Source organism: Haladaptatus sp. CMAA 1909 (genome assembly GCF_043952005.1).
In the GTDB taxonomy this organism is placed as follows: Archaea; Halobacteriota; Halobacteria; order Halobacteriales; family Haladaptataceae; genus Haladaptatus.
In genome coordinates, this window is sequence record NZ_JBIOAV010000001.1 from 3,197,592 (window position 1) to 3,222,049 (window position 24,458).

General features: G+C 62.7%; 25 protein-coding genes. 14 read left to right on the forward strand and 11 right to left on the reverse strand.

Going from position 1 to position 24,458, the window contains the following annotated elements; genetic code table 11:
- Positions 1 to 58 precede the first annotated feature (58 nt).
- A complete protein-coding gene (locus ACGYLY_RS17270; RefSeq protein ID WP_231185690.1) occupies positions 59 to 646 on the forward strand; it encodes a hypothetical protein in 588 nt (195 codons plus the stop codon).
- Between the two features lie 23 nt (positions 647 to 669).
- Here ACGYLY_RS17270 and ACGYLY_RS17275 read toward each other — a convergent pair whose 3' ends face one another.
- Complete coding sequence (locus ACGYLY_RS17275; protein WP_395283362.1) at positions 670 to 1,413, reverse strand: DNA polymerase sliding clamp; 744 nt, start codon at positions 1,411 to 1,413, stop codon at positions 670 to 672.
- Between the two features lie 173 nt (positions 1,414 to 1,586).
- On the opposite strand from ACGYLY_RS17275, the gene ACGYLY_RS17280 reads away from it, so the two are divergent.
- Together ACGYLY_RS17280 and ACGYLY_RS17285 are read left to right on the forward strand one after the other, a co-directional pair.
- On the forward strand, positions 1,587 to 1,742 hold the full coding sequence (locus ACGYLY_RS17280; RefSeq protein ID WP_395283363.1) for a hypothetical protein: 156 nt from the start codon (positions 1,587 to 1,589) through the stop codon (positions 1,740 to 1,742).
- A gap of 92 nt (positions 1,743 to 1,834) precedes the next feature.
- A complete protein-coding gene (locus ACGYLY_RS17285) occupies positions 1,835 to 2,599 on the forward strand; it encodes a 23S rRNA (uridine(2552)-2'-O)-methyltransferase (RefSeq protein WP_395283364.1) in 765 nt (254 codons plus the stop codon).
- A 9-nt stretch (positions 2,600 to 2,608) separates the two neighbouring features.
- Here the strand turns inward: ACGYLY_RS17285 and ACGYLY_RS17290 are convergent, their stop codons facing one another.
- From ACGYLY_RS17290 to ACGYLY_RS17300, 3 genes are read right to left on the reverse strand one after another with little or no spacing between them, the layout of a single operon-like run.
- Complete coding sequence (locus ACGYLY_RS17290) at positions 2,609 to 3,340, reverse strand: queuosine precursor transporter (RefSeq protein WP_395283365.1); 732 nt, start codon at positions 3,338 to 3,340, stop codon at positions 2,609 to 2,611.
- The gene (locus tag ACGYLY_RS17295) at positions 3,333 to 3,506 is read right to left on the reverse strand and encodes a ribbon-helix-helix domain-containing protein (RefSeq protein WP_113274720.1); all 174 of its coding nucleotides are present in this window, start codon (positions 3,504 to 3,506) and stop codon (positions 3,333 to 3,335) included. Before ACGYLY_RS17295 ends, ACGYLY_RS17290 begins: the two co-directional genes overlap by 8 nt.
- A gap of 36 nt (positions 3,507 to 3,542) precedes the next feature.
- Positions 3,543 to 5,777 carry a twin-arginine translocase subunit TatC gene (locus tag ACGYLY_RS17300; RefSeq protein ID WP_395283366.1) on the reverse strand — a complete coding sequence of 745 codons (2,235 nt, stop codon included), beginning with the start codon at positions 5,775 to 5,777 and terminating at the stop codon, positions 3,543 to 3,545.
- Positions 5,778 to 5,871: 94 nt separating this feature from the next.
- Between ACGYLY_RS17300 and ACGYLY_RS17305 the strand changes: the two genes are divergently transcribed.
- Positions 5,872 to 6,723 carry a twin-arginine translocase subunit TatC gene (locus ACGYLY_RS17305; RefSeq protein ID WP_395283367.1) on the forward strand — a complete coding sequence of 284 codons (852 nt, stop codon included), beginning with the start codon at positions 5,872 to 5,874 and terminating at the stop codon, positions 6,721 to 6,723.
- 213 nt (positions 6,724 to 6,936) lie between these two features.
- On the opposite strand, the gene larE is transcribed toward ACGYLY_RS17305, so the two are convergent.
- On the reverse strand, positions 6,937 to 7,896 hold the full coding sequence (larE, locus tag ACGYLY_RS17310) for an ATP-dependent sacrificial sulfur transferase LarE (protein WP_395283368.1): 960 nt from the start codon (positions 7,894 to 7,896) through the stop codon (positions 6,937 to 6,939).
- A 127-nt stretch (positions 7,897 to 8,023) separates the two neighbouring features.
- Here larE and ACGYLY_RS17315 point away from each other — a divergent pair, with 127 nt between their 5' ends.
- The 4 genes from ACGYLY_RS17315 (at position 8,024) to ACGYLY_RS17330 (ending at position 11,820) form a co-directional block, all read left to right on the forward strand.
- Positions 8,024 to 9,997, forward strand: a complete 1,974-nt coding sequence (locus tag ACGYLY_RS17315; protein ID WP_395283369.1) for an endonuclease MutS2 — start codon at positions 8,024 to 8,026, stop codon at positions 9,995 to 9,997.
- Positions 9,998 to 10,078: 81 nt separating this feature from the next.
- Positions 10,079 to 10,345: a hypothetical protein gene (locus tag ACGYLY_RS17320; protein ID WP_395283370.1), complete on the forward strand. Its 267-nt coding sequence runs from the start codon at positions 10,079 to 10,081 to the stop codon at positions 10,343 to 10,345.
- A 113-nt stretch (positions 10,346 to 10,458) separates the two neighbouring features.
- Entirely contained in the window at positions 10,459 to 10,617 is a 159-nt protein-coding gene (locus ACGYLY_RS17325) for a DUF1059 domain-containing protein (RefSeq protein ID WP_231185668.1), read from the forward strand.
- A gap of 72 nt (positions 10,618 to 10,689) precedes the next feature.
- A complete protein-coding gene (locus ACGYLY_RS17330; protein ID WP_395283372.1) occupies positions 10,690 to 11,820 on the forward strand; it encodes an ORC1-type DNA replication protein in 1,131 nt (376 codons plus the stop codon).
- 12 nt (positions 11,821 to 11,832) lie between these two features.
- Here ACGYLY_RS17330 and ACGYLY_RS17335 read toward each other — a convergent pair whose 3' ends face one another.
- Positions 11,833 to 12,519 (reverse strand): SDR family NAD(P)-dependent oxidoreductase, encoded by a 687-nt coding sequence (locus ACGYLY_RS17335; RefSeq protein WP_395283373.1) that lies wholly within the window; start codon positions 12,517 to 12,519, stop codon positions 11,833 to 11,835.
- A gap of 90 nt (positions 12,520 to 12,609) precedes the next feature.
- Between ACGYLY_RS17335 and uvrB the strand changes: the two genes are divergently transcribed.
- Positions 12,610 to 14,667, forward strand: a complete 2,058-nt coding sequence (gene uvrB, locus ACGYLY_RS17340; RefSeq protein ID WP_395283374.1) for an excinuclease ABC subunit UvrB — start codon at positions 12,610 to 12,612, stop codon at positions 14,665 to 14,667.
- Between the two features lie 499 nt (positions 14,668 to 15,166).
- Here the strand turns inward: uvrB and ACGYLY_RS17345 are convergent, their stop codons facing one another.
- A complete protein-coding gene (locus ACGYLY_RS17345; RefSeq protein ID WP_395283376.1) occupies positions 15,167 to 16,291 on the reverse strand; it encodes an SPFH domain-containing protein in 1,125 nt (374 codons plus the stop codon).
- 140 nt (positions 16,292 to 16,431) lie between these two features.
- On the opposite strand from ACGYLY_RS17345, the gene ACGYLY_RS17350 reads away from it, so the two are divergent.
- Positions 16,432 to 16,743 (forward strand): antibiotic biosynthesis monooxygenase, encoded by a 312-nt coding sequence (locus tag ACGYLY_RS17350; RefSeq protein WP_231185659.1) that lies wholly within the window; start codon positions 16,432 to 16,434, stop codon positions 16,741 to 16,743.
- 51 nt (positions 16,744 to 16,794) lie between these two features.
- On the opposite strand, the gene ACGYLY_RS17355 is transcribed toward ACGYLY_RS17350, so the two are convergent.
- Positions 16,795 to 18,528, reverse strand: a complete 1,734-nt coding sequence (locus ACGYLY_RS17355) for an excinuclease ABC subunit C (RefSeq protein ID WP_395283377.1) — start codon at positions 18,526 to 18,528, stop codon at positions 16,795 to 16,797.
- A 9-nt stretch (positions 18,529 to 18,537) separates the two neighbouring features.
- A complete protein-coding gene (locus tag ACGYLY_RS17360) occupies positions 18,538 to 19,146 on the reverse strand; it encodes a hypothetical protein (protein WP_395283378.1) in 609 nt (202 codons plus the stop codon).
- 89 nt (positions 19,147 to 19,235) lie between these two features.
- On the opposite strand from ACGYLY_RS17360, the gene ACGYLY_RS17365 reads away from it, so the two are divergent.
- From ACGYLY_RS17365 to ACGYLY_RS17375, 3 genes are read left to right on the forward strand one after another with little or no spacing between them, the layout of a single operon-like run.
- Positions 19,236 to 19,490, forward strand: coding sequence for a hypothetical protein (locus ACGYLY_RS17365; protein ID WP_395283379.1), 255 nt, complete (start codon positions 19,236 to 19,238; stop codon positions 19,488 to 19,490).
- A gap of 44 nt (positions 19,491 to 19,534) precedes the next feature.
- Positions 19,535 to 20,449 (forward strand): ATP-binding cassette domain-containing protein, encoded by a 915-nt coding sequence (locus ACGYLY_RS17370; RefSeq protein WP_395283380.1) that lies wholly within the window; start codon positions 19,535 to 19,537, stop codon positions 20,447 to 20,449.
- Positions 20,446 to 21,333, forward strand: coding sequence for an ABC transporter permease (locus ACGYLY_RS17375; RefSeq protein ID WP_395283381.1), 888 nt, complete (start codon positions 20,446 to 20,448; stop codon positions 21,331 to 21,333). Before ACGYLY_RS17370 ends, ACGYLY_RS17375 begins: the two co-directional genes overlap by 4 nt.
- Here the strand turns inward: ACGYLY_RS17375 and ligA are convergent.
- Positions 21,330 to 23,387: an NAD-dependent DNA ligase LigA gene (gene ligA, locus ACGYLY_RS17380; protein WP_395283382.1), complete on the reverse strand. Its 2,058-nt coding sequence runs from the start codon at positions 23,385 to 23,387 to the stop codon at positions 21,330 to 21,332. The two genes, ACGYLY_RS17375 and ligA, sit on opposite strands and share 4 nt — an antisense overlap.
- 114 nt (positions 23,388 to 23,501) lie before the next feature.
- Between ligA and ACGYLY_RS17385 the strand changes: the two genes are divergently transcribed.
- The gene (locus tag ACGYLY_RS17385) at positions 23,502 to 23,843 is read left to right on the forward strand and encodes a hypothetical protein (RefSeq protein ID WP_395283383.1); all 342 of its coding nucleotides are present in this window, start codon (positions 23,502 to 23,504) and stop codon (positions 23,841 to 23,843) included.
- A 130-nt stretch (positions 23,844 to 23,973) separates the two neighbouring features.
- On the opposite strand, the gene ACGYLY_RS17390 is transcribed toward ACGYLY_RS17385, so the two are convergent.
- Positions 23,974 to 24,123, reverse strand: coding sequence for a hypothetical protein (locus tag ACGYLY_RS17390; RefSeq protein ID WP_231185642.1), 150 nt, complete (start codon positions 24,121 to 24,123; stop codon positions 23,974 to 23,976).
- Between the last annotated feature and the right edge of the window lie 335 nt (positions 24,124 to 24,458).

Below are 24,458 nucleotides of genomic sequence, written 5' to 3' on the forward strand. Positions count from 1 at the left end.
ATTTCCTCGATTCGGTCGAATCCAATCACCTATTACCGACGCGTGAGAAACGGGTTTCGTGCCACGCTTCGCATATCCGTGTCCCGACTGTCGAACCACGACGAACCTTCACGGCCCGGACTGTCGGTTCGACGGCGAGCCGTGGACGGACATCGAAAAAGCATACACGGACATCATCGCCTTGCTCTCGGCCGACTCGCTGACCGAGGAGGAACTCCGCGAGGCAGTCCACGGACGCTGGGACGCCACCCACGTCGCGGCGCTCGACCGACTCCGCCACGAAAAGCGGGTCGTCGAGAGCGACGGTGCGCTGCGCCTCCTCACCGCCGACGAGTTCCGCGAAACCGTCTCGGAACCGAGTTTCGAGCCGATGAGTACGATTTACGAGAAGGGAAGCGTGCCCGGGTGCCACGACAACGCCGTCTTCGCCATGATCGCCTGGTACGAGATGGTCGGCCTGTCGTGGCCCGAGACGCGCGAGAACGTCGTCGAATGGCTCCACAAGAGCGGTACGTGGGGCCGCGGCGGGTTCGAGGAATCCACGCCCGAGGAGTTGGCCGAAAGCAAACGACACGTCTACGAGGCGGGCTACGGGTGGAAGGAAAAAGCACAGTCGGCGAAAGCGGTCATCGACCGAAACCTGTAGAACCGAAATTCGAAAATCGTCCGTCAGTCGCTTTGGATGCGCGGTGCGAGCATGTACGTCACTTGGCCCTTCCCTTCCGCGATCTCGAAGTGAAGCTTGAGGGGGAACTCCTCGCCGAGGTCGATGCTCACTTCGCTGTCCTTCGGAATCGCCTTGTCCATATCTTTCAGGTAATCGAGGCTGAACAGGGAGTGTGCAGGGCCGGTCGTGAGGTCGATGAGGTCGTCGCGGTCGAGTTTCAGGTCGACGTTGTCCGTGTCACCCTCGGCTTCGACGTAGAACACTTCGTCGTCCTCGTTCACGCCGAGCGCGATGTGGTCGGACACCATGTCGGCGGCCTTGACCGCTCGGTTGATGTCGGAGCCTTCGACGACGATGGTCGCCGAGAGATCGAGGTCCGGGATATCGGGTTCTTGGCGGATGGAATCAGGGTCGATGAGCGCGAGGGTGTACTCCAACCCGTCGATTTTGATGTGGAGTTTGCGCGTTTCCTCGTCCAACGCCATCTCGATGAGTTGGTCGGAACTCGCCATCCCCGCGATGCTTTCGAGGCGGTCGAGGTTGACGCCGAGGACGCCGCCGTCCGCTTCGTAGGATTCGAACGCTTCGGCATCGAGTTGAAGGTCCACCATCCCGACGTTGGCCGGGTCGACCGCCTTGATGGTGAGGCCATCCTCCTCGAGGTGGATTTTGGATTCATCCACAAGAACGCCCACGGAATCAATCGTCGTCCGGAGCGTATCCGCGCTCACGATAGCCTTGAACATGTTGATGATGGCTATGAAAGGCTGGCATAAAAAGTCACCCGTTCGCGCGCGCGACGTACGGTGGCGGCAGTCCGCGAGTGACGCCCTCACACCGCTCTTTCTTTTCTCCACCGATCGTGATAATATACATAATTTTGATAAACTTTTTACGATAGAAGATTCTTTGAACAAATATGTCGCAGGAGTGGCGGCCTGAAGAGTACACGCTCGACGAAGACGACCCGCGATGGGGAATCTGCAACTACTGCAAGAAGAAAGTCTTCGTCGGCGGAAAGAACAAATCCGACCTCGTTCGCCATCAGACCGAGTGTGAGTATCGGGACGGGTAGCGTCCGTTACCATCCTTTTCGATCCCGACCGCAACCGCCGGGACGCCGAACGAAGGGCGTAAACATCCGCATAGACTACCGTGTCCCAACGAATGGCCCGTAAAGACCACTATTACAACAAATCCAAGCAGCAAGGCTACCGCTCGCGGGCGGCCTACAAACTCAAGCAGTTGGACGAATCCGCACACCTTCTCCACGAGGGCGAGACCGTCGTGGACCTCGGGGCCGCCCCCGGCGGTTGGCTTCAGGTCGCCGCCGAGGAGGTCGGTGACGACGGGACCGTCATCGGCGTGGACCTCCAGCGAATCAAGGACATCGACGGCGTCGAAACCATCCGCGGCGACATGACGGAGGAAGACACCCAGCAGGAAGTCATCGACGTCGCGGGGTCCGCCGACGTCGTCCTCTCGGACATGGCACCGAACATGACCGGCGAGTACAGCCTCGACCACGCTCGCTCGGTGTACCTCGCCCGACAGGCGTTCGAGACGGCGCTCGAACTCCTCGATTCCGGCGGCGACTTCGTCGTCAAGGTGTTTCAGGGACCGGACTTGAACGACCTGCGCGATGACATGGAACCGGAGTTCGAATACGTCCGAACCATGAGTCCCGATGCCTCGCGCGACGAGTCCTCCGAAGTTTACCTCGTCGCTCGGAAACGCCTCACCGCACCCGTCAGACCCGGCGACACCCTCGAAGTGACCATCGAAGGCGTGGGAAGCGAGGGCGACGGCGTGGCGAAAGTCGAGGAGTACACGCTGTTCGTTCCGAACACGGAGGAGGGGGAGACGGTCGAAATCCGCGTCGACGACGTGAAGCCGAAGTTCGGTTTCGCACAGCGACTGGACCGAGACTGAGTTTCGAACTCAGTCCGCCGAACTGGGCATTCGACCGGCGGACGTCTGCGACCGCAGGAACCCGACGACGGCGTAGACGAACGGCGTGTCGAGGAGCGCGACGAGCAGTTTGAAGACGTACTGGCCGACGACGAGCGAGAGGACGACGTCCATCGGGAGTTGCGGCCCGATACCGACGAACCGCGGCAGCGCGAAGAACGCCACGCCGACGAAGATGACGGTGTCGATGGCCTGACTGCTCGCCGTCGAACCGATGTTGCGCGCCCAGAGGTGGTCGCCGTCGGTGAAGTCGCGGATCCTGTGGAAGACGATGACGTCCCAGTTCTGGCTGACGACGTACGCACAGAGGCTTCCGACGACGATGTTCGTGCTCGCGCTGAGGACGGTCCGGAACTTTCCGGGGTCCACGCTGGATTGGGCGGCGGGCGCTTCGATGGTGGACCAGACGAGGGCCAGCATGACGAATATCATGACGAAGGCGACGTTCACGAGTCGCTGGGCCGCCTTCCGGCCGTACACCTCGGCGTAGCAATCGGAGGCGAAGAAGGTCAGCGCGTAGGCCAGCGCCGCCCCCGGAAGGACGAGCGCGTCGCCCGTAATCGGGAGGGAGAGCGGGATGGTGAACTGGAGCACCTTCGCCGCCGTGAGCTGTGCCGTCACGAGCGCCGTCACGAACAGCGCGGTGAGAACGAGTTGCCCGGTGGCGAGGGCCGAGTGCGGTTCGCTCCTCGACTCAGTCATCTTCGAGTCTTCCGTGCCGTTCGTCTATCTCGTCGAGGATGTCGAGCATCTTTCGAACCGACGCGCGAATCGCCTCGCTCCTGTTGACGAACTTGCCGTCCTCACCGACGTGGTCGTCCAAATCGGAGAGGAGTTCGTCGGGAACTTCGACGCTTATCTTGGTCATACCGTGATATTCCGCGAAGAATACTTAATCCCAGCGTCACGCGCGTCGCCCGCCGAGCGTTCCCACCCAGAGGACGCTAAGTCCGAAGACGTACGCGACGGCGACCGGGATGGCGACGAGGAACATCGTGTAGAGGCTGTCCGGCGTCACCAGCGCGGCGACGGCGAAGATGCCGATGACGACTCCGCGCCAGTATTCGAACATCGAACCGAATTTGACGATGCCCGCCCAGTGGAACAGGAACATCGTCACCGGGACGTCGGCGAGGAGGCCGATTCCCACCGTGGTGAGAAACACGAGCCAGAAGAACGCCTTCACCCGGTAGTAGATGAGCATCTCGGCGTTGTGAGCGTCCACGACGAGCCACGAGATGATGTTCGGAGCGACGATGGTGTAACCGATGTAGCTCCCGGCGATGAGGCCGACGAACAGCGTTCCACCCCACAGGAAGAACACGTTGCGGTTCCCCCTGACGAGTTTGCGTTCCTTCATCGCGGGCCAACTGTAGTAGAGCACCATCGGGAGCACCGACACGGCGGCGAGTAGCGTACTTATCTTCACCTCGAAGATGAGCGCCTCGACCGGATGGAGGGTGACGACGTTGAGCTGTTGGCCGTTCGCCAGTATCGACTGCGGGACGCGGCTCGTGAAGTCCTGGTTGATGTAGCCGATGCCGCCGTTGTAGAGGTAGACGAAGACGCCCGCGAGGACGAGCATGAACACCCCGACGATGCGGAAGAGCTTCGAGGTGAGGCTCTGGAGGATGAACGCGAAGTCGTAGTAGTAGCCGCCGATGTCGTCCTCCGTCGTCTCCTCCTCGGTGAACGCGTTCGTCATACCCGCGGCAGTGCGCTGGAGGACGTTGCCTTCCTCTTGGGTCTCTTTCGGTTGCCGAGCAACGTCCTCGGCCAGGGGTGTGCCGTCTTCGTCCTTCCGGATTTCGCCGTCCTCCTCGGTCGCTTCCTCTTCCTCCGGGTTCGCTTCGTCGAAGCGGTCGAAGATGGCCTGTGCCTTCTCGGGTTGGTCCGCTTCCATCGCGGCGCGGGCATGGTCGAGCGATTCGCCCTCGTCCATCTCCGCGAACACTTCGGGCGGGGCGGCCCGGACGCCCGCGGCGTCGAGTTCGTCGATGTCGATCGCGGCGGGTGCGCCGCCTTCCTGCCCGATTCCGGCGTTCGATTCGAGCGATACGAAGAGGTAGTAGAGGGCGGCGAGGACGAGTGCTACCAGCCCGACGGCTCCCGCAACGAGGAGGATGGCCGTTCCGCGCGGCATTCCCAGTGCTTCCTCGACGGGCGAAAGCGCCGCGGGTCGGTACTCCGCCGGAAACGCCGGAAGGAGTTGGGTGTTCACGTAACTGACGCCCGCTCGGCTGAAGAACAGGTACGTCGCGCCGCCAGCGATGAACGCGATACCGAGGAGGTAGTTCCACCGCTCCGCCACCGACCGTCTGATGCTCACCTCGCTACTGCCGCGCTTGATGGTGACGAGTATCTTCGACAGATAGAGGCTGAACCCGTAGAGGACGATGAGCGGAATCGCCCACATGACCTGCGTGAACGGGTCCGGCGGGGACGCAACTGCGCCGAAGACGAAGATGACGAGGATGGCGTAGCGCCACTTGTCGCGGAACGTCTCGTACTTCACGATGCCGGAGTAGCTCAACCCGCTCATCATGAGCGGCAGTTCCGCGGCCAGACCGAACGAAAGCGAGATGATGAGGACGAACTCGGTCCACTGGACGATGCCGTACTTCGGACTCAAGTTCGCCTGCACCGCGTTCTTGGCGAGGAACTGGAACATCAGGGGGAGATAGACGGAGTATCCGTAGGCCAGTCCGCCGAGGAACAGCGCCACCGCGAGGACGACGAGGGGAACGATCTTCCAGTAGGAGATGGAGAATTCGGGATACCATTCGCGTTGCCGAATCGAATCACGACCGAGGTAGAGGAGAACGGGGAGGGCCAAAACCGCGCCCGAGAACATCGCTATCTTCGCTTGAAGGAGGACGACGTCGAACGGCGTCACCGCGACGATTTCGACGTGTCGCATCACCTGCTCTGACATGCTGGCGGTCGTCACGTCGCGCAGGAACGGCCACACCTTCCACGACATGGCGTAAAACGTGCCGATGAAGCCGATGACGAATACGATGAAGACCTTCTGAAGGTGTGTCTGTGCCGTCGAAAGCATCGCTCCGATGGTTTCTCGTCCGGAAGCGACGGTGTTGGCGGTATCCTCGTCGATGAGACTGTTCCCCGAGGTAGACATTGCTTGCGGATGGTAACCTCCTGCCAGTTATCAATCTTCCCGTCTCGCAGGATGAAGAAAGCCTATAATAACTCGGCTGCTTATCCTCGGGTGAATGGGCGAAGAATCGGAGGCGACGGCAGGCAGTAATATCTCGAACGTTTCGGCGTCGGACGAAGCGCCGGAGCCGCCGGACGAGGACCTGTACGTGCCCGAGGATCCGGAACCGGCAGTGGAGCGGCCGAGCCAGCCGACGGACGACGAGGAGATGCCCCTCGCCGACCACGTCGAGGAGATGATAAAACGGCTCGCCATCGTCCTCGTCGTCGCGGGAGCCGTCAGTCTCCTCACGCTGCCCGCCGCGGACCACGTCATCAACTTCCTCTGGAATCAGATACTGCCGGTCCAAAAAGCCCGTCCCCGGCTCTACGCGCCGCTGGCGCTCGTCATGACGAAACTCAAGGTCGCCAGCCTCGCGGGCCTCATCATCGCGCTCCCCGTCATGGTGTATCAGACGTACCTCTTCATGCGTCCCGGACTCTACCCGAACGAGCGCCGGTACTACCTCGCGGCGGTGCCGACGAGCCTCGTCCTCGCCTTCGTCGGCGTCAGTTTCGCCTACTTCCTCATCCTCCCCGCTATCTTCACCTACTTCCTGTCCTACTCACAGCAGGCGAACGTCGCGATCGCGTTCGGCCTGACGAAGACGTTCAACCTCATTCTGATGATGATGGGCGTCCTGGCCGTCGTGTTCCAGATTCCGCTCCTCATCATGCTCGCCATCATGATGGGCTTGACGACGCGCCAGTGGATGGCGAACCGTCGACTGTACTTCTGGGGCGGGTTCGCCGGGTTCGCGTTCCTGTTCAGCCCCGACCCGACCGGTATGGCCCCGTTCCTCGTCGCGATCACGATGGTCGGGCTGTTCGAGGGGACGCTGCTCCTCCTCAAATGGACGGGCAAGTGACGGTTTAGGACCGTTCTCGCGTCGTCCCCAACCCCTCGGAATCACGAAACGGTACCTTTCGATATTCGTAACCGGGTTATAACTAAGGGAGTTTGTCGCCAGTGTGGATGTAGCGTTCGTACCTGCCCTTAGCTCGCGTGCCAGCAGCTACAGACCGCAGTTCGCGTGCCAGCAGACTGCCACCCTTTGGGTGCGAACGCCCGACGCTCCTTTCTACTGACCACCCGTCGGATAGTCGGTACTGAACACGTCCTCGACCAGCGGTTCGTCCGAGTCGGATGCCCGCTCGTCTACCGACTCGCGCGCATCGCCTTCCTGCTCACGGGTCGTCCCTCCCCGTTCGCCGTTCGATGCCTCACCGGCATCGCCCTCCGGACTAACACTTCCCGTCCGATACCCGTGCAAATCGAGCGTGACGTGGTCGAATCCGATTTCCGTCAGATGGTCCCGAGCGGCGCGAACGAACTCCTCGTCCAACGCTCGTGGCAGTTCGTCCTCGCCGATTTCGATGCGCGCCAATCCGTCGTGGTCCCGCACCCGGAACTGGGTGAACCCCCACTGGCGAAGCACCGTCTCGGCCTGTTCGATCCGTGAGAGACGCTCCTCGGTCACTTCCAGACCGGTCGGGATGCGCGAGGAGAGGCAGGCCATCGCGGGCTTGTCGGCGACGGAGAGGTCGTATCGCTCCGCGATCTCTCGGACCTCCGATTTCGAGACGTCGTGTTGGAGGAGCGGCGAGTAGGCGTCCAACTCCTCGACGGCGCGGAGGCCGGGGCGGTGGCCCGCCGACACGTCGTCGGCGTTCGTCCCGTCGCAGACGACCCCGATATCCAGTTCGGCCGCCCGGTCGAACATCGCGCCGAGTCGCATCGTCCGGCAGTGATAACACCTGTCGTCGTCGTTCTCGACGAAGTTCGGGTCGTCCAACTCGCTGAACTCGGCGATGACGTGGCAAATCCCGATTTCCTCGGCGACCCGTTTCGCGTCCCCGAGCTCGGCTTCGGGCAGGGTTTCGCTCTTCGCGGTACACGCGACGGCGTCGTCGCCCAGCGCGTCGTGTGCGATGGCGGCGACGACGCTCGAATCGACCCCGCCGCTGAACGCGACGAGCACGCCGTCGCGCTTCGCAAGGTCCGCCTTCGCGGCGGCCAGTTTCTCCGAGACGGTTGACATACCTCGTGGTTGTTGCGGACGGGCAAAAGCGTCACCGTCCAGAACGCGGACTTCATCGTCCGTCGAGTTCGACTCCTCGGTACGCGTCGGGAACGTTTTTTATGTACGACGCAATATCACGGAGCGAATGGACCTCGAGGCGGTACCCGGCGTCGGCGCGAAGACCGCGGACGCGCTCGCGGAACTCGATAACGCAGAGCGAGCGCTGGAAACGGGCGACGTCGCCACGCTGGCACGAGCGCCGGGCATTACGGAAGGGCGGGCCGCCGCCATCGCGCGCGGTGCCATCAGGATTCGACACGACGACGACGGCGGCTTTCTCGCCACCGACAGGGCGCGGGAGTTGTACCGCGACGCCCTCTCGCTCGTGAAAGCACGCGCCGTCACGACGTACGCCGAGAAACGCCTCGAAACGCTGTACCCCAGTTCGTCCGCCTCCCGAATCGAGGAGGTGCGCGAGTTCACCCGCCGGGCGATGGAGCGCACGCCGACGGACGCGGTTCGGGAGGCGCTGGCGGGCGTCGAACCGCTCTCTTCCCCCCGAGGCGTTCGCGTCACCGACCGCTGTCTGGCGACGACGGACGCCGAACGGTACGCGAAGGCGCGCGAGGCGATTCCGGAACTGCCGGTCGAAGTCGTCGAGGACACGCGGGAGCTGGCGGAACTCGCGCGTGGCTACTCCACCGTCGTCGCGCTGGACGAGGCGTTCACGGGCGTCGCGCTGGACGGCGACGTTCGCGTCGAACCCGACGCACTCGAAACCCCGGTGGAACTCGTCCCCGAGCGGCCGCTCGCCTTCTTCGCCGAAAATCGGGGGACCTTGCTCGCCGCCGCGGAGGTACACCGCGTCGCGGGACTCGACGCGCCGCTGGACATCGACGGGTTGGAATCCGCGTTGGCTCGCGTCACGGCCGACGGCGGCGTGACGGGTGACGAGGAACTCGCCCGGTTGACGGACGCGGTGTCGGATTTGGACGCCGCCGTCTCGATGGCGGAGAACGTCGCCAACGACCGACTCCGCGAGGCGATTCGGGAGCGCGACGTGACCATCGAAGGCTCGGACCTGCTTTCGTTGGTCGAACGCGGCGCGGGCGTCGATTCGCTCCTCTCGCGCGAGTTGGGCGACGAGTACGACGCGGCAATCGCCGCCGCCCGCGAGCAACTAATCGAGACGTTAGCGCTGGACGCCGGGGAGTCCGAGGTTGCCCGGCAGGCGTTTCCCGACGACCCGACGTTTCCGGTCGAACGCGACGAGAGCGTGATCTCGCGGCTCCGCGAGCAACTGGAGGCCGAAAAATCGCGACGGGCAGCGCGACACAAGCGCGAACTCGCACGGGAACTCGCGGACGAACGCGAGGCGGCAACGGAACTCGTTCGCGCCGCGCTCGAACTGGACGTGGAACTCGCCGTCGCGCGGTTCGCCCGCGATTTCGAGTGCGTCATGCCCGAGTTCGACGGCGACGGGTTCGACATCGCGGGCGGGCGCTCGCCGCTCCTTGACGTCGACTTCTCCGCGGTCGAACCCGTCGATTACGGCGTCTCGGGCGTGGCCCTCCTCTCGGGGGTCAACAGCGGCGGAAAGACGTCGACGCTCGACCTCGTGGCACTCGTGGTCATCCTCGCCCACATGGGCCTGCCGGTGCCCGCGGAGGCGGTTCGTCTGCGACGATTCGAGGAACTCCACTATCACGGCAAGACACAGGGAACGCTCGATGCGGGCGCATTCGAGAGCACGCTCCGGGAGTTCGCGTCCCTCGCGGACGGGCAGGCGGGGCGTCTCGTCCTCGTGGACGAACTCGAAAGCATCACCGAACCCGGTGCGAGCGCGAAAATCATCGCGGGGATTTTGGAGGAGTTGGGCGAACGCGACGTGACCGGCGTGTTCGTCTCCCACCTCGCCGACGAGATACGGGACGTGGCGGACAACGACGTGGCGGTGGACGGAATCGAGGCGAAGGGATTGGTCGACGGCGAACTGGTGGTCGAACGCTCGCCGGTAAAGGACCACCTGGCCCGTTCGACGCCGGAACTCATCGTCGAGAAACTCGCCGACGGCGGCGAAAACGGCTTCTACGAGCGGTTGCTGGAGAAGTTCGAGTAGCGCCGTTTTCGACCGAATCGCGACGAACCGAGCAGTTCACCCCCCGGAACGTTTTTTTGCCACTACCATCGTCGATGATGTATGTCCTCATCTCGCGTTTTCTGGCTTTCGTTCGGAACATTCGCCCTTAGCGCGGCGACCAGATGGGCCGTAACATACGGTTCCGGGTCCCGAAGTACGGTATCGCTCGTCGGTGGTGCTTCAGCGGTCGGGATGACGCTTATCGCCATCTACGGAACGCTTCGACCCGACGATGCGGGAGGTCCGAATGCTAAAAGTCCGCTCACTTACTGCGCCGTTTTGGCCGCCGTACTGTCCGTCTCCAATCTCCTGATCACGGTGCGTTAATCGACCGAATTCCGTCGGTTTCCACAGACCGCTGTCTGCCGAACAGCCAGAACTGTTACTTACGAGGCTGTCGTTCCCGTTTGTGCCCCGACGCGGGGGAGGAGAGATTCGATATGGCACAACAGTTCGAATGCACACAGCAGGATTGTGAGTTTATGGTACGGGCGAACGACGAGCAAGAAATCGTCGATATGGTGCAGGAACACGCCCGCGAAAAACACGGTATGTCGATGGATCGGAACGACGTGCAAGGTGCGATAGAGCAACGCTAAGCTCTCGCGTCGTTTCTCGGCTCTTTTGTCGCTGGCGAAGGATTAAGTACCTACGGGAGCGTGGTGAAAGTGATGGCAGACGACCCCGAGGAGGGGATGTTGTCGTGGGACGAGTCGGTGTTCCGCGAGGAGCACGTCTTCGAAATCGACTACGTCCCGGAGACGTTCAAACACCGCGAATCCCAGACACAGAGTCTCCAATACGCGCTTCGGCCGGCAGTCCGCGGGTCGCGCCCACTCAACGTCATGGCGCGCGGTCCGCCGGGAACTGGCAAGACGACGTCGGTTCAGAAGTTGTTCGACGAACTCTCGGCCCAGACCGACGTTCGGACGGTTCGCGTCAACTGTCAGGTGGACTCGACGCGATACGCCATTTTTTCGCGCATCTTCGAGGGGATATTCGACTACGAACCGCCGTCCAGCGGCATCTCGTTCAAGAAGTTGTTCCGCCAAATCACGGACAAACTGGTCGAGGAGAACGAGGTCCTCGTCGTCGCGCTGGACGACGTGAACTACCTGTTCTACGAGGGGGAAGCCTCCGATACGCTCTATTCGCTCCTCCGCGCTCACGAGGCACACAGCGGGGCGAAGATCGGCGTCATCGTTATCTCCTCCGACCTCAACCTCGACGTCATCGAGGAACTGGACACCCGCGTCCAGAGCGTCTTCAGGCCCGAGGACGTGTACTTCCCGGTGTACGACTGGGAGGAAATCGTCAGCATCCTCGGCGAGCGCGTCAAGCGCGGCTTCCACGATGGCGTCATCGCCAGGGAGGTGCTGGAACGCGTCGCCGAACTCACCACCGAGAGCGGCGACCTTCGCGTCGGAATCGACCTCCTGCGACGGGCGGGCCTGAACGCCGAGATGCGCGCCAGTCGCACCGTGAGCCTGCAGGACGTGGAGGACGCCTACGAGAAATCGAAGTTCGTCCACCTCTCCCACAGCCTGCACGCCTTGAGCGACAACGAAGTCGCGCTCGTCCGCGTCATCGCCGAACACGACGGCGAACAGGCAGGCGAGGTGTACGACGTGTTCCACGAGGAGACCGATTTGGGCTACACCCGCTACTCGGAAATCATCAACAAACTCGACCAACTCGGCATCATCGACGCCACCTACACCAACGTCGACGGTCGCGGACGGTCGCGGTCGCTGTCGCTGCGATACGACCCTGAGGCCGTGTTGGCGCGGTTGGACGACTGAAACGGTCGCGCCTTAAAACTCCTCGACGTGTGGTCGTAGGTCCAGTTCGAGCGTCCACGCGCTCTCGTCTTGCTCCACCAGATGCCAGTACGATTCGGCGATGGCGTCCGGGTCGAGGTACTCTTCTGGCGAATCGACGTCCCTGCTCGGCGGACGGATACCACCGTCGATGACGACGTGTGCGACGTGGATACCCGCCGGGCCGAGTTCTCGTGCCATGGATTCGGCCAGTCCTCGAACGGCGAACTTCGCGCTGCTGAATCCCACCGCACCGCCGCGTCCGCGCACCGCCGAGGTCGCCCCGGTGAACAGTATCGTGCCGCCGTCGTCGAGCATGTCCTCCACCGCTTCCTTCGAGCAGAGGAACCCGCCGTAGGCCGCCACGCGCCATGCATGCTCGAACTCGTGGGGTGAACAGTCCCGAAGCCCGTTCCACGACGCGCCGCTCGCGTGGTTGACCAGCACGTCGACGGGGCCGAGTTCGTCGCGGACGCGCTCGAACCCTCGTTCGACCCACTCCGGGTCCGTGACGTCCACTTCGGCGGCGACGGCGGGCGTCGGCAGTTCGTCCGCCAGCGATTCGACGTACGCATGTGATCGGGCAAACAGACCGAGGGAGCAGCCTTCGTCCGCGAACTTTCGAGCGAGCGATGCCCCGAGTCCCGGTCCGACACCGGCGATAACGACAGTGCTTGACATACCCGATGGACGTACAGTACTGGGAAATAGAAACGTGGTGGCTCCTGCAAACGACCTTCTCAAGTACCTCGAATCCCTACGAAAGATACCATGAGCGACACCCAGTCCGGCCCGCTTCGACCGGACAACCCGGACGCCGAAACCGAGTTTCGAGTCGACGCGCCGTTCGACCCCGCGGGGGACCAACCCGAGGCCATCGAGCAGTTGGCCGAGGGGTTCAACGAGGGGATGGAGAAACAGACCCTGTTGGGCGTCACAGGGTCGGGGAAGACGAACACGGTTTCGTGGACGATGGAGGAGGTGCAAAAACCGACGCTCGTCATCGCACACAACAAGACGCTGGCGGCGCAGTTGTACGAGGAGTTCCGGAACCTCTTCCCGGATAACGCGGTGGAGTACTTCGTCTCCTACTACGACTACTACCAACCCGAAGCGTACGTCGAACAGACGGACACCTACATCGACAAGGACGCGTCCATCAACGAGGAAATCGACCGCCTTCGCCACTCCGCGACTCGTTCCCTGCTGACTCGGGACGACGTCATCGTCGTGGCGTCGGTGTCGTCGATTTACGGCTTGGGTGACCCGCAGAACTACGAGGACATGCGCCTGCGACTGGAAGTCGGCGAGACCATCGAGCGCGACGACCTCCTCGCGCGTCTCGTGGACCTGAACTACGACCGGAACGACATGGACTTCACGCAGGGGACGTTCCGCGTTCGAGGCGACACCGTCGAAATATTCCCGATGTACGGTCGCTACGCGGTTCGAGTGGAACTCTGGGGCGACGAAATCGACCGAATGGTGAAGATCGACCCGCTCGAAGGCGATGTGAAATCACAGGAACCCGCCGTGCTGGTCCACCCGGCGGAACACTACTCGATTCCGGAGGAGACGATGGCCGAAGCCATCGCGGAAATCGAGACGGATTTGGAGCGACGAATCCGCTACTTCGAGCGGAACGGGGACTTGGTGGCCGCCCAGCGAATCGAGGAGCGGACGACCTTCGACCTCGAAATGATGAAGGAGGCGGGCTACTGTTCCGGCATCGAGAACTACTCCGTGTACTTCTCCGACCGTGACGTGGGCGACGCGCCGTACACCCTCCTCGATTACTTCCCCGACGACTTCCTCTGCGTCATCGACGAATCACACCAGACGGTGCCACAGATTCGGGGTCAGTTCGCGGGCGACAAATCACGGAAGGATTCGCTCGTCGAGAACGGGTTCCGACTCCCCACGGCCTACGACAACCGCCCGCTCACGTTCGAGGAGTTCGAGGAGAAGAGCGCGAAGACGCTCTACATCTCCGCCACGCCCGCCGACTACGAACGCGAGCAGAGCGAGCAGATCGTGGAACAGATCGTTCGCCCGACGCACCTCGTGGACCCGAAGGTCGAAGTCGCCGACGCCTCCGGCCAAATCGACGACCTGATGGCGCGAATCGACGGTCGAATCGAACGCGACGAGCGCGTCCTCGTCACGACGCTGACGAAACGGATGGCAGAAGACCTGACCGAGTATCTGGAGGAGGCGGGCGTCGCCGTCGAGTACATGCACGACGAGACGGACACGCTCGAACGCCACGAACTCGTCCGGGGACTTCGGTTGGGCGAGTTCGACGTACTCGTCGGTATCAACCTCCTCCGCGAAGGGTTGGACATCCCCGAGGTGTCGATGGTCGCCATCCTCGACGCCGACCAGCAGGGCTTCCTTCGCTCGGAAACCGCGCTCGTTCAGACGATGGGTCGTGCGGCCCGCAACGTCAACGGGGAGGTGATCCTCTACGCCGACGAGGTGACGGACGCGATGGACGACGCGATGGACGAAACGCAGCGCAGGCGGCGGATTCAACAGGAGTTCAACGAGGAACACGGCTACGAACCACGGACCATCGAAAAGGCCGTCTCGGAGGCGAACCTGCCGGGGAGCAAGACCGACACCGGCGGCGTCACTCGAAACGCGCCGGAGACGGACGAGGAGGCGCTCGAACAGATAACCCAACTCGAAGACCGGATGGAGGAGGCAGCCAACAATCTGGAGTTCGAACTCGCCGCCGACATCCGCGACAGGATTCGGGACTTGCGCGAGGAGTTCGACGTGGGGACGGAAATCGGCGGGATCGAACCCGAGTTGGACGAGTTCTGACGGGGATTTCTCACGTATCTCCTCCGGAATCGGACCGAACACCGACTTTTTCACCGCAATCGTGCGTACAGCAGTCACGATATCGGTCTGGAATACCGCACTGACCGCTTGAGGCGCTCGATAAACGGTTGAATTCGGGACAGTAATCACTCCTCGGTGTCAATCATACGGGCATGAGAGCCGATTCAACCGCTTTACTTCGCTTCGGAGCGTGGGGTCAGGTCGTTATTATCGCTCTCGCGGTAGTCTTCTGGTTTCTCGGGCTCGTCGATGGTTTTCTTGTGTCGTGTATCGGATACCTCGTCATTACGACAGTGGGAATAGGAGGCATGGCCAGAACGGAGTCAGCCATCGCTGGACCCTTGTTCTATCCGTTCATAGTTCCGGGATTCGTACCACTCTATTACTTCGCCACCCGAAAACGGTCGTCGGCAGACGAATAACCATCCTTGCGCTGTACCTGATAAATGGGTTCCAACAGGGGTCGTTTTCGCCCGAATCAGTTCGACTCGGGGTCGACTTCCGCACCGACTTGCGGAATTTCGTCCACGTCGTTGTCGAGTTCGGAAAGCGTCTCCTCGATGTCGTCCAACCCGAGCAGTTCTCGGGTCTCGGGGTCGAAATCGTTCGATTCGAGGAGTTCCGCGTCGTCGCGCACGTCGCTGCCGGTGAGGTGTTTGCCATACCGGCCGACGAGCGAGGAGAGTTCCTGCGGCAGGACGAACGTCGTGGATTCCCCCTCGCCGATGCTCTGGAGCGTCTCCATACCCTTCTCGATGACGGCACGTTCGCCCATCGACTGGGCCGACTTCGCGCGCAGCACGGTCGAGACGGCATCACCCTGCGCTTCGAGAATTTGGCTCTGTTTTTCACCTTGCGCGCGGATGATGTTCGAGGACTTGTCACCCTCCGCCTTCTCGATGGCACCGCGACGCTCCCCCTGTGCTTCGAGGATCATGGCGCGGCGTTTCCGCTCCGCGCTCGTCTGTTGTTCCATCGCGCCGGTGACGGCCCGACTCGGCATCACTTCGCGAACCTCGACGCTCTCGACCCGAACGCCCCAGTCGTCCGTCGGCGGGTCGATTTCCTCGCGGATTCGCGTGTTGATGACGTCCCGGCGCGACAGCGTCTCGTCCAGTTTCATGTCGCCGATGACGGCGCGGAGGGTGGTCTGACCGAGGTTCGAGACGGCGCGTTCGTAGTCGTCCACGCCGAGGAACGCCCGTTCGGGGTCCATGACGCGAACGTAGAGGACTGCATCCGCGATGACGGGAGAGTTGTCCTGCGTGATGGCCTCCTGTTTTGGCACGTCGAACACCCGTGTTCGCATGTCGAAGCGCCTCGTGGCGCTCACGAACGGCGGGATGAAGTGAATGCCGGGGTCGAGGAGGCGGCGGTACTCGCCGAACACGGTCAGCGCGCGTTTCTCGTACGGGCCGACGATCTCCACGGCGCTGTTGACGGTTACGACCGCGAGGGCGAGCAGGAGAAGTCCCGCTATCGCCGCCGGATCGAGGAACGGAAGGGCGAGGACGAAGAACACGGCGAAACCGATTGCGAGGAGGGTCTTCCCCGCGCTCACTCCCGCCGTCGTCTTGCCGAGGGTGTAGAACGGGTTATCCATGCTACTCGATTGTCGTTCAGTTCGCATAACAGTTCCCCACCCCGAACGGTTCGCTGTCGAGAAATATGACCCGTTTCAGACTAATCGAGTCAGTTTCAGAGGACAGAGTTACGTCGAGATGCGGTGAAGCTTCGCTCGCAATGATAGTCGTGGAAAATAGACTCTTCGTGGCCGAGGAGTACGCCGACCAGTTCGTGGAGCGATTCCGAGACAGCATGGGGAAAGTGGAGTCCCAACCGGGGTTCGTCAAGTTCGAGTTGCTGACGCCCGCCAACGCCGACACCGATTCCTACATCTCCCAGACGTACTGGGAATCGATGGCGGATTTCGAGGCGTGGACCGACACCGAGGCGTTCGAGGAGGCTCACTCGGACCACCCGCCGAAGGAGATGTTCACCGCACCTCACGAACTGGAAGTTCACGAGGTCGCGTTCGAACGGACGAGCGAGTAGTCGCGCGCTCGGGGTTCACCGCTCATCACTCACCACTCACCAACGCCCGACTTACAATCGACGGCGTAACGCCGCCACCGTCTTCTCGCCGACGCCGTCCACGTCCCGCAGTTCGTCGTCGGAGGCGGCGCGAATCCCCGCCAAACTCCCGAACCGGCGGAACAGTTTTCGCCTCATCTGCGGGCCGACGCCGGACACGTCGTCGAGTTCCGTCGAAACGTCGTCGCGGAGCGTCTGGTGGTACTGCACCGCGAAGCGGTGTGCCTCGTCCCGAACCCGCTGGAGGACGTGGAGTTGCGGCGCGTCCTTCGGCCAGTCGTAGGTTCCGGTAGGCGTAACGACGATTTCCTCGGCCTTCGCCAACCCGACGGCGGGTACGTCCCACCCGACGTCCGTCAGCGCCTCGCGTGCGGCATCGAGTTGGCCCTTTCCCCCGTCGATGAGGAGCAGGTCGGGGTCGGGTCGCTCGTCGCGACCCTCCATTGCCCGCGTCGCACGCCAACGAATGAGGTCGTGCATGTTCGCGTAGTCGTCGTTCGCCTCGGTCAGTTTCTTCCGCCGATAGTCGCTTTTCTCGGGCGCACCGCCGACTAGGGCGACGTTGCTGCCGACCACCGAAGTGCCCTGGGCGTGGCTCACGTCGAACCCCTCGATTCGTTCGGCCGAGTCCAGCGAGAGCGCGTCCGCGAGCGCCCCGAGTTCGTCCGGGTTGCCCGCACCGCGGCGGGCGTTTTTCAGCGCCAAGTCCACGAGCGTCGCCTCCCGGCCCGCACCCGGTACGCGGACCGCGACCCCTTCGGCTTCCAACCAATCGAGAACGTCGTCGTCGTCGGGTCGCTCGGAGAGGAGGAGCGCGTCGGGCAACTCGCGCTCGGCGTAGAACTGCGGGATGAACCCGCCGAGGACCGCCGCCGCATCGTCGCCGTCCGGCACTGAGAGCGAGTGGTGGTCCCGGTCCACGAGCTGTCCGCGCTCGCTGTGCAACCGGGCCACCGTCCCGCGTTCTCCCTCGACGGCGGCGCCGAGGACGTCCACGGTTCGTTCGTCCGTCGGCGAGGAAATCGCTCCCGCCTCCCCGCCGTGGAACGATTCGACGGCTTCCAACCGGTCGCGGAGGTTGGCCGCGCGTTCGAACTCCCGGTTTTGGGCGGCGTCCTCCATCTCGCGTCGGAGCGGCGCGGTCAGCACGCCATCCTCGCCGCCCAGAAATCGCTCGACGCTTTCCACGTCGCCGAGGTACGCCGCCTCGCCGATTTCCCCCGTACACGGCGCGGTGCAGAGGCCGATATCGTAGTCGAGACACGGTCGGTCGCGGTTCGCGAACTTGTGGTCCGAACAGCCGCGGATGCCGTACGTCTCACGGAGCGCCTTGACGACCGTTTCGACCGTCGATTTGTTCGTGAACGGGCCGAACACCGTGGCTCCGGCGCGGTCCGGGTCGCGGGTGATTTCGATCCGTGGGAACTCGTGGCCGGTCACTTGCACCAGCGGATAGGATTTGTCGTCCTTCAGGCGGACGTTGTACCGCGGCTGGTAGCGTTTGATGAGGTTCGCTTCCAGCAGGAGCGCCTGCGTCTCGGTGTCCGTGACCGCGAAATCCAGCACGTCGGCGCGCTCGACCATCCGCCCGATGCGGTTGCTCCGCGGGTCGGCGTACGACCGAACCCGCGACCGAAGGTCGACGGCTTTCCCGACGTAGCGAACCGTCTCCCCTTCCAAGAACTGATACACGCCGGGTTCGCGCGGTAACTCGCTTGCACGCTCCCTGACAGTGGCCGCGTCCATCGATTTCGACTAGTCGGCGCTCGGCTTTGAACTTGTCCCTACCGCCGCTCGAATCCGGTGTGCGGCGTCCTCCGCCTCGGAGCTATCGACGGGGATTCGTATCGGGTCACGCCCCGCACGCTCGATTATCAACTCGTCCGAGCGCGTCATGAAGTAGAGGACGGCGAAGACGAGAGCGGCGAGTATCAACACGCCTCCTACGGGCAGCAGAATGCTTGCCAGTAGGGAGAACGCACTCACCATGGTTCCGACCATCTGCTGGACGGCGAGGAGGGCCTGTTGGTCGGCCGAGCGCGCGCTATCGAATGCGGTGAGCAGGCCGCTGCTGTTGAGCAGGTATCCACAACCCACGAGGAGCAGGCCGTAGACGAAGCTCTTGACGCTCCACGAGAGGTAATCCGGGCGACCGGCGGCTTGGACGCGTGCATCGAGAACGTTCGGTCGGTCTTCGTGATCGAATCGTCTCTCACCCCCGTCGGGCATGAACGCGAGCAGACGATGACTCGTCACCGCGATTCGTGCGCCCTCCAACTCGATTTCCTCCTCGATTTCTTCTCCCGCAAAGAGCATGTCGAGCAGGCGATCGTCCGACGCCTGTGACAGCGGGGACTGTTCCATCGTTTACCGGGACAATCACCGCGATAAATAAGGTTGCGGCTACGGATCCCCTCGCCAGATACAAATCCGATACCCGTGAACGCCCCGACATGGACGACGTACGAGTGTGGCTGGTCGAGCGGACGTACAACGACCGCGACCTGCTGACCTTGGTGTACGCGACACCCGACGGCGAGCAGTACCTCAGGAAGGAACGGGCGGGACGACTCGGCGGTGAGACGACCGCCGCGATCGAAGTCGATGCCGAACGATTAGCACCCGTCACGGACGACACGGAGCGGGAGCGATACGCCACCGAAGCGACGCGGATAATGGAAAAACGTGAACCAAGTGACACCGTGTAGCACGGAACAACAGTGCTATAAGCGCGTTGGCGAAATCCGAAACTATGACCGCCATCCGACTCGACGGCGTGACGAAGCGGTACGGTGACGTCACCGCCGTCAACGACCTCTCCCTCGAGGTCGAAGAGGGGGAGGTGTTCGGCTTTCTCGGACCGAACGGCGCGGGGAAATCGACGACCATCGACCTCGTTCTCGATTTCGTTCGGCCGACGAGCGGGGCCGTCACCGTCCTCGGCCGCGACGCCCGAGCCGAAAGCGTCGCCATCCGCGACAGAACCGGCGTCCTTCCGGAGGGATTTTCGGTGTATCACCGCCTGACGGGCAGGCAACACCTCGAATTCGCCATCGAAGCCAAGGACGCGGATGACGACCCTGACGCACTTCTCGATAGGGTTTCGCTCCTCGACGCCGCCGACCGAAAGGCGGGGGGCTACTCGAAAGGAATGGCCCAACGCCTCGGACTCGCGATGGCGCTCGTCGGCGACCCGGATCTGCTCATCCTCGACGAACCGTCCTCGGGACTCGACCCGAACGGCGCGCTCGCGATGCGGAAAATCATCCGCGAGGAGCGAGACAGGGGGGCGACCGTGTTCTTCTCCAGCCATCTTCTCGGGCAAGTCGAGGCCGTCTGTGACCGCGTGGGAATCCTCCGCGACGGAGAACTCGTCGCCGAAGATTCCATCGACGGGCTTCGGCGGAACGTCGGCAGCGACGGAATCTTCCGAATCCGGACCGTCTCGCTTTCCCCGGCGGCGGTCCAGCAGGTCCGCGACATCGACGGCGTGACGGACGTCGAACGGGACGGCGACGTGCTGTTCGTGAACTGTGAAACGGCGGACAAGACCACGGTCATCACCACGCTCGAAGCCGCCGGGACGACCGTCGAGGACTTCGGCACCGAGGAGGCGTCGCTCGAAGACCTCTTCATGGCCTACACGCAGGACGAGGTGGTACGATGACGTGGCGGTCCGTCGCCCGCAAGGATTTCCGCGATTCGCTTCGGTCCCGGTGGCTGTGGGTACTGACGGCGCTGTTCGTCGTGGTGTTCGCCGTCCCGCCGATTTTCGCTTTCTTCATCGAACGCGGATCCGAAAGCGGGGCCGCCGGGCAGAACACCGACCAATACCTTTACCTGATGAAACAGGGAACGGCCATCCTCATCCCGCTCATCTCCATCGTCATCGGCTACGCCGCCATCACCGGCGAACGGGAGTCGGGGACGCTCAAACTCATGCTCTCGCTTCCGCACTCCCGCGAGGACGTGGTGTTCGGGAAAGTTCTCGGTCGTAGCGGTGTCGTGGGCCTCGCCACCCTCCTCGGCTTCGTCGTCGCCGCGGTCATCCTCCTGTTGACCAGCCTTCAGTTCAGACTCGTCAACTACCTCCTCTTTGCACTCCTCACGATCCTCCTCGGCCTCGTCTTCGTCGGCCTCTCGGTGGGAATTTCCGCGGCCGCGAAGACCGGTCGCCGTGCGATGGTCACGGCGGTCACGCTCTACTTCGCCTTCCTCGTCTTCTGGAGCGGTCTCGCCAATCGCTTCACCAGTTTCCTCGGGTCGTCCGCCGGCGTGGGGACCGCCGGACAGGTGAAGACCATCCTCCTCATCAGACTGCTCAACCCGATAACCGCGTACAAAACGCTGGTCGATACCCTGCTCCTCCCGAGTCAGTTCAACGCACGGATCGTGCTGTTCAACCGACTCTACCAAAGCGCCGTCGCCAACGTGCTCGGTAAACCCCTCCCCATCTACTTTAGCGACGCCTTCGTGGTCGTCTACCTCCTCTTCTGGCTGTTCGTCCCCGTCGCGGTCGGATACTACGTTTTCGAGCGCACCGACCTCTAGCGGTCGATTCCCCTCTCCGAAAGCAGGGACCGGAACTCCGATTCGTCGAGTATCGGGACGTCGTTTTCCTCCGCGTCGTTCGGCTTCGACTGTCCCGGATCTTCCCCGACGACGAGGTAATCCGTGTTGCCCGAGACGCTCCCCGTCGCGTTCGCGCCGTGCCGCTCCACGAGCGCCGAGATGTCCGACCGCGGTTCGGAGAGCGACCCCGTGAATACGAACGTCAACCCGTCGAGTTCGTCGCCCCCCGGCGTTTCCTCCCGCTCGGGTTCGACGTGTTCCAACAGTTCCTCGACGACCGACCGGTTACGTTCGGAGTCGAAGAACTCCCGAATCCCGGCGGCGACTTTCGGACCGATGTCCGGGACGGATTCGAGTTCGTCGACGCTCGCGTTCATCAGGTCTCGCATGGACTCGAAGTGGCGTGCCAACTCGTGGGCCGTTTCGGTCCCGACGCGTGGGATGCCAATCGCCGAGAGGAAATCCCCGAGCGAGGGTCGTCTCGTGTTCTCGATTTCAGTGAGCAGGTTCTCCGCGCTCTTCTCCCCCCATCCCTCCAGTTCAAGCAGGTCCTCCTCGTCCAGTTCGTAGAGATCGGGCAGAGAGTCGACGAGGCCCGCGTCGAGGAGTTGTTCCACCCGTTCCTCGCCCAACCCCTCGATGTCGAGGCCGTCGTCGCTCCCGTAGTACGCCACCGCCTGTCGAAGTTGTGCATCGCAGGCCAATCCTCCCGTGCAGTAGGCGATGGGGCCGTCGCGCTCGACCGGACTTCCGCAGACCGGGCACTCCTCGGGCAGTTCGTAGTGGCCCTCGCTGTGCTTTTCGACGACTTCCGAGACGTAGGGAATCACGTCCCCGGCGCGCTTTATCTGCACCTCGTCGCCGATGTTGATGTCCTTCTCCGCGATTTCGTCGGGGTTGTGGAGGCTGGCGCGTGAGACGGTCACACCGCCGACGTCGACGGGTTCGAGGAGCGCGACGGGGGTGAGCCGCCCCGTCCGTCCCACCTGCACTGTCACGTCCATAATCGTCGTCCGCTCGGTGCGCGCCGGGAACTTGTAGGCGTACGCCCAGCGGTACGAGCGTGCGGTCATCCCGAGTTCCTCGCACTTCTCCCAGTCGTTCACCTTGATGACCACGCCGTCGATTTCGTAGTTCAACTCCTCGCGCTCGGCCATCAATTCGTCGCGATACTCGATGCAGTCGTCGATGTCCTCCACGTGTTCCGTGCGGTCGTTCACCTTCAGACCGAACTCGGACAACGCATCGTACTCCGACCAGTGGGTCGGGAACTCGCCGTTCGAACCCAGCACGTCGTAGAAGAAACAGTCGAGCGGGCGTTCGGCCGTCACCGACGGGTCGAGTTGTCGAAGCGACCCCGCCGCCGCGTTTCGCGGGTTGGCGAACGGGTCCTCGCCGCGCTCGACCCGCTCGCGGTTGAACTCGGTAAACGCGTCCAGCGGGAGATACACCTCGCCGCGAACCGCGAGATAGTCGGGGTAGTCGCCGCGGAGGTGGTGTGGAATGCTCGCAATCGTACGAACGTTCTCGGTCACGTCTTCCCCAGTCTCGCCGTCGCCGCGCGTCGCGGCCCGAACGTACTCGCCCTCCTCGTAGACGACTTCCAGCGATAACCCGTCGAACTTCGGATCACAGACGTACTCGACGTCGCCGACTTCCCGTCGAACTCGGTCGTCGAATCCCCGGACGTCCTTCGCCTCGCCGCTCGACTCGATGGAGAGCATCGGCGCGACGTGCTCCACCGTTTCGAGTTCGTCCAGTGGTTCACCCCCGACCCGGCGGGTCGGGCTATCCGGCGTTTGAATGTCGAAGGCCTCTTCCAACGCTTGCAGTCGCGTGAAGAGTTCGTCGTACGTTCGGTCGCCGATTCGGGGATCGTTTTCGACGTAGTAGCGGTAGTCGTGGTGTCGAATCGCCTCTCGAAGCAGCGCTGCCTGCTCGCTCGCTCTGGCTTCGTCCATCTCCGCCACGGGTTCGAAATCGGTCTCCGGTTCCTCGACGTATGGATTCTCGTCCGGGCTCACCTCTGCCATCGTTCGAATATTGTTGATCGTCCGGTAAATATCTCGGTGGCTCCGTTGCACGGGAAACGAAGCCTGCAGTAGCAACCCCAGTTCTCACACTACTCCTCGTTGGAACGGTGGATGATGACGGACTACAGCGTTCACGAACCGACGTTCAATGGAACGACCGACGACGACTGGAATGCTCCCGAGGAGAAGGATTTCGACGCCGACGACCTGTCGGACATCGCCAGTCACTTCGTACTCTCTTCGTCCGGCTTCGACGACCCGGAACGGTACGAGGACCTGAACCTCCCCGTCGTCGGTCCGGACGGGCAGCTGAACGAGAACGCCATCCAAACCGCCTACAGCGGCGGCCACAGTGTCGAGCAGATGGACGGCATCGACGACGACACGAAATCGGATGCAAAAGACGTACTCTCGGACCTCGCGGACAATTTCGACGATCTGGATTTGGACGACTAAGCGGCCCGTCGAGTGTCACCGATCACTGTCCAGCGAATTCAGTGCGAAGCGCTACGGAACTGATGCAGCGTGTTCGCGTGCGAACGAACCGGTTCGCGGTCACCTGAAAGCGGACGTTTCGGGAGCGTAGTCACAGCAACTCGGCGACGTTCTCGATAGCGTTCCGGCAGAACGGACAGCGATAGTTCGTCGAGAATCCGCTGGACTGGGCGACGGTTCTCGTTTCCAGTTCGTGGAACCCGATTTTCCGCCGGCAATCCGGACAGGATACTTTTGGCACGTTTGTTGTGTTCCGACCGTATCCACTTAACTTCACAGGGCCACAACAGATATATAGGTTGTAGCTATTACGCGTCGCAACACGGCGTTGAGCGGCCGTTTCGACGGCCGTCCCGGTGAGTCGAAACAGCGTTTTTCGTCCGTCGTACCCGTGAGTATCCTATCAGTAAACGGATGCGAACAGATGGCACAGTCGTCTTCGCGCGAGGGAGCGCCACACTCCCGCCTCGACCACTCGCGCGGCGGTTGTCAGGTCACGCCGGGGTTGGTCCCGGCCTAGTATATAATCGCTCGGTGACCGCTTCCCGCAAAAATCCGCACCCGCCCCTCCGGTTT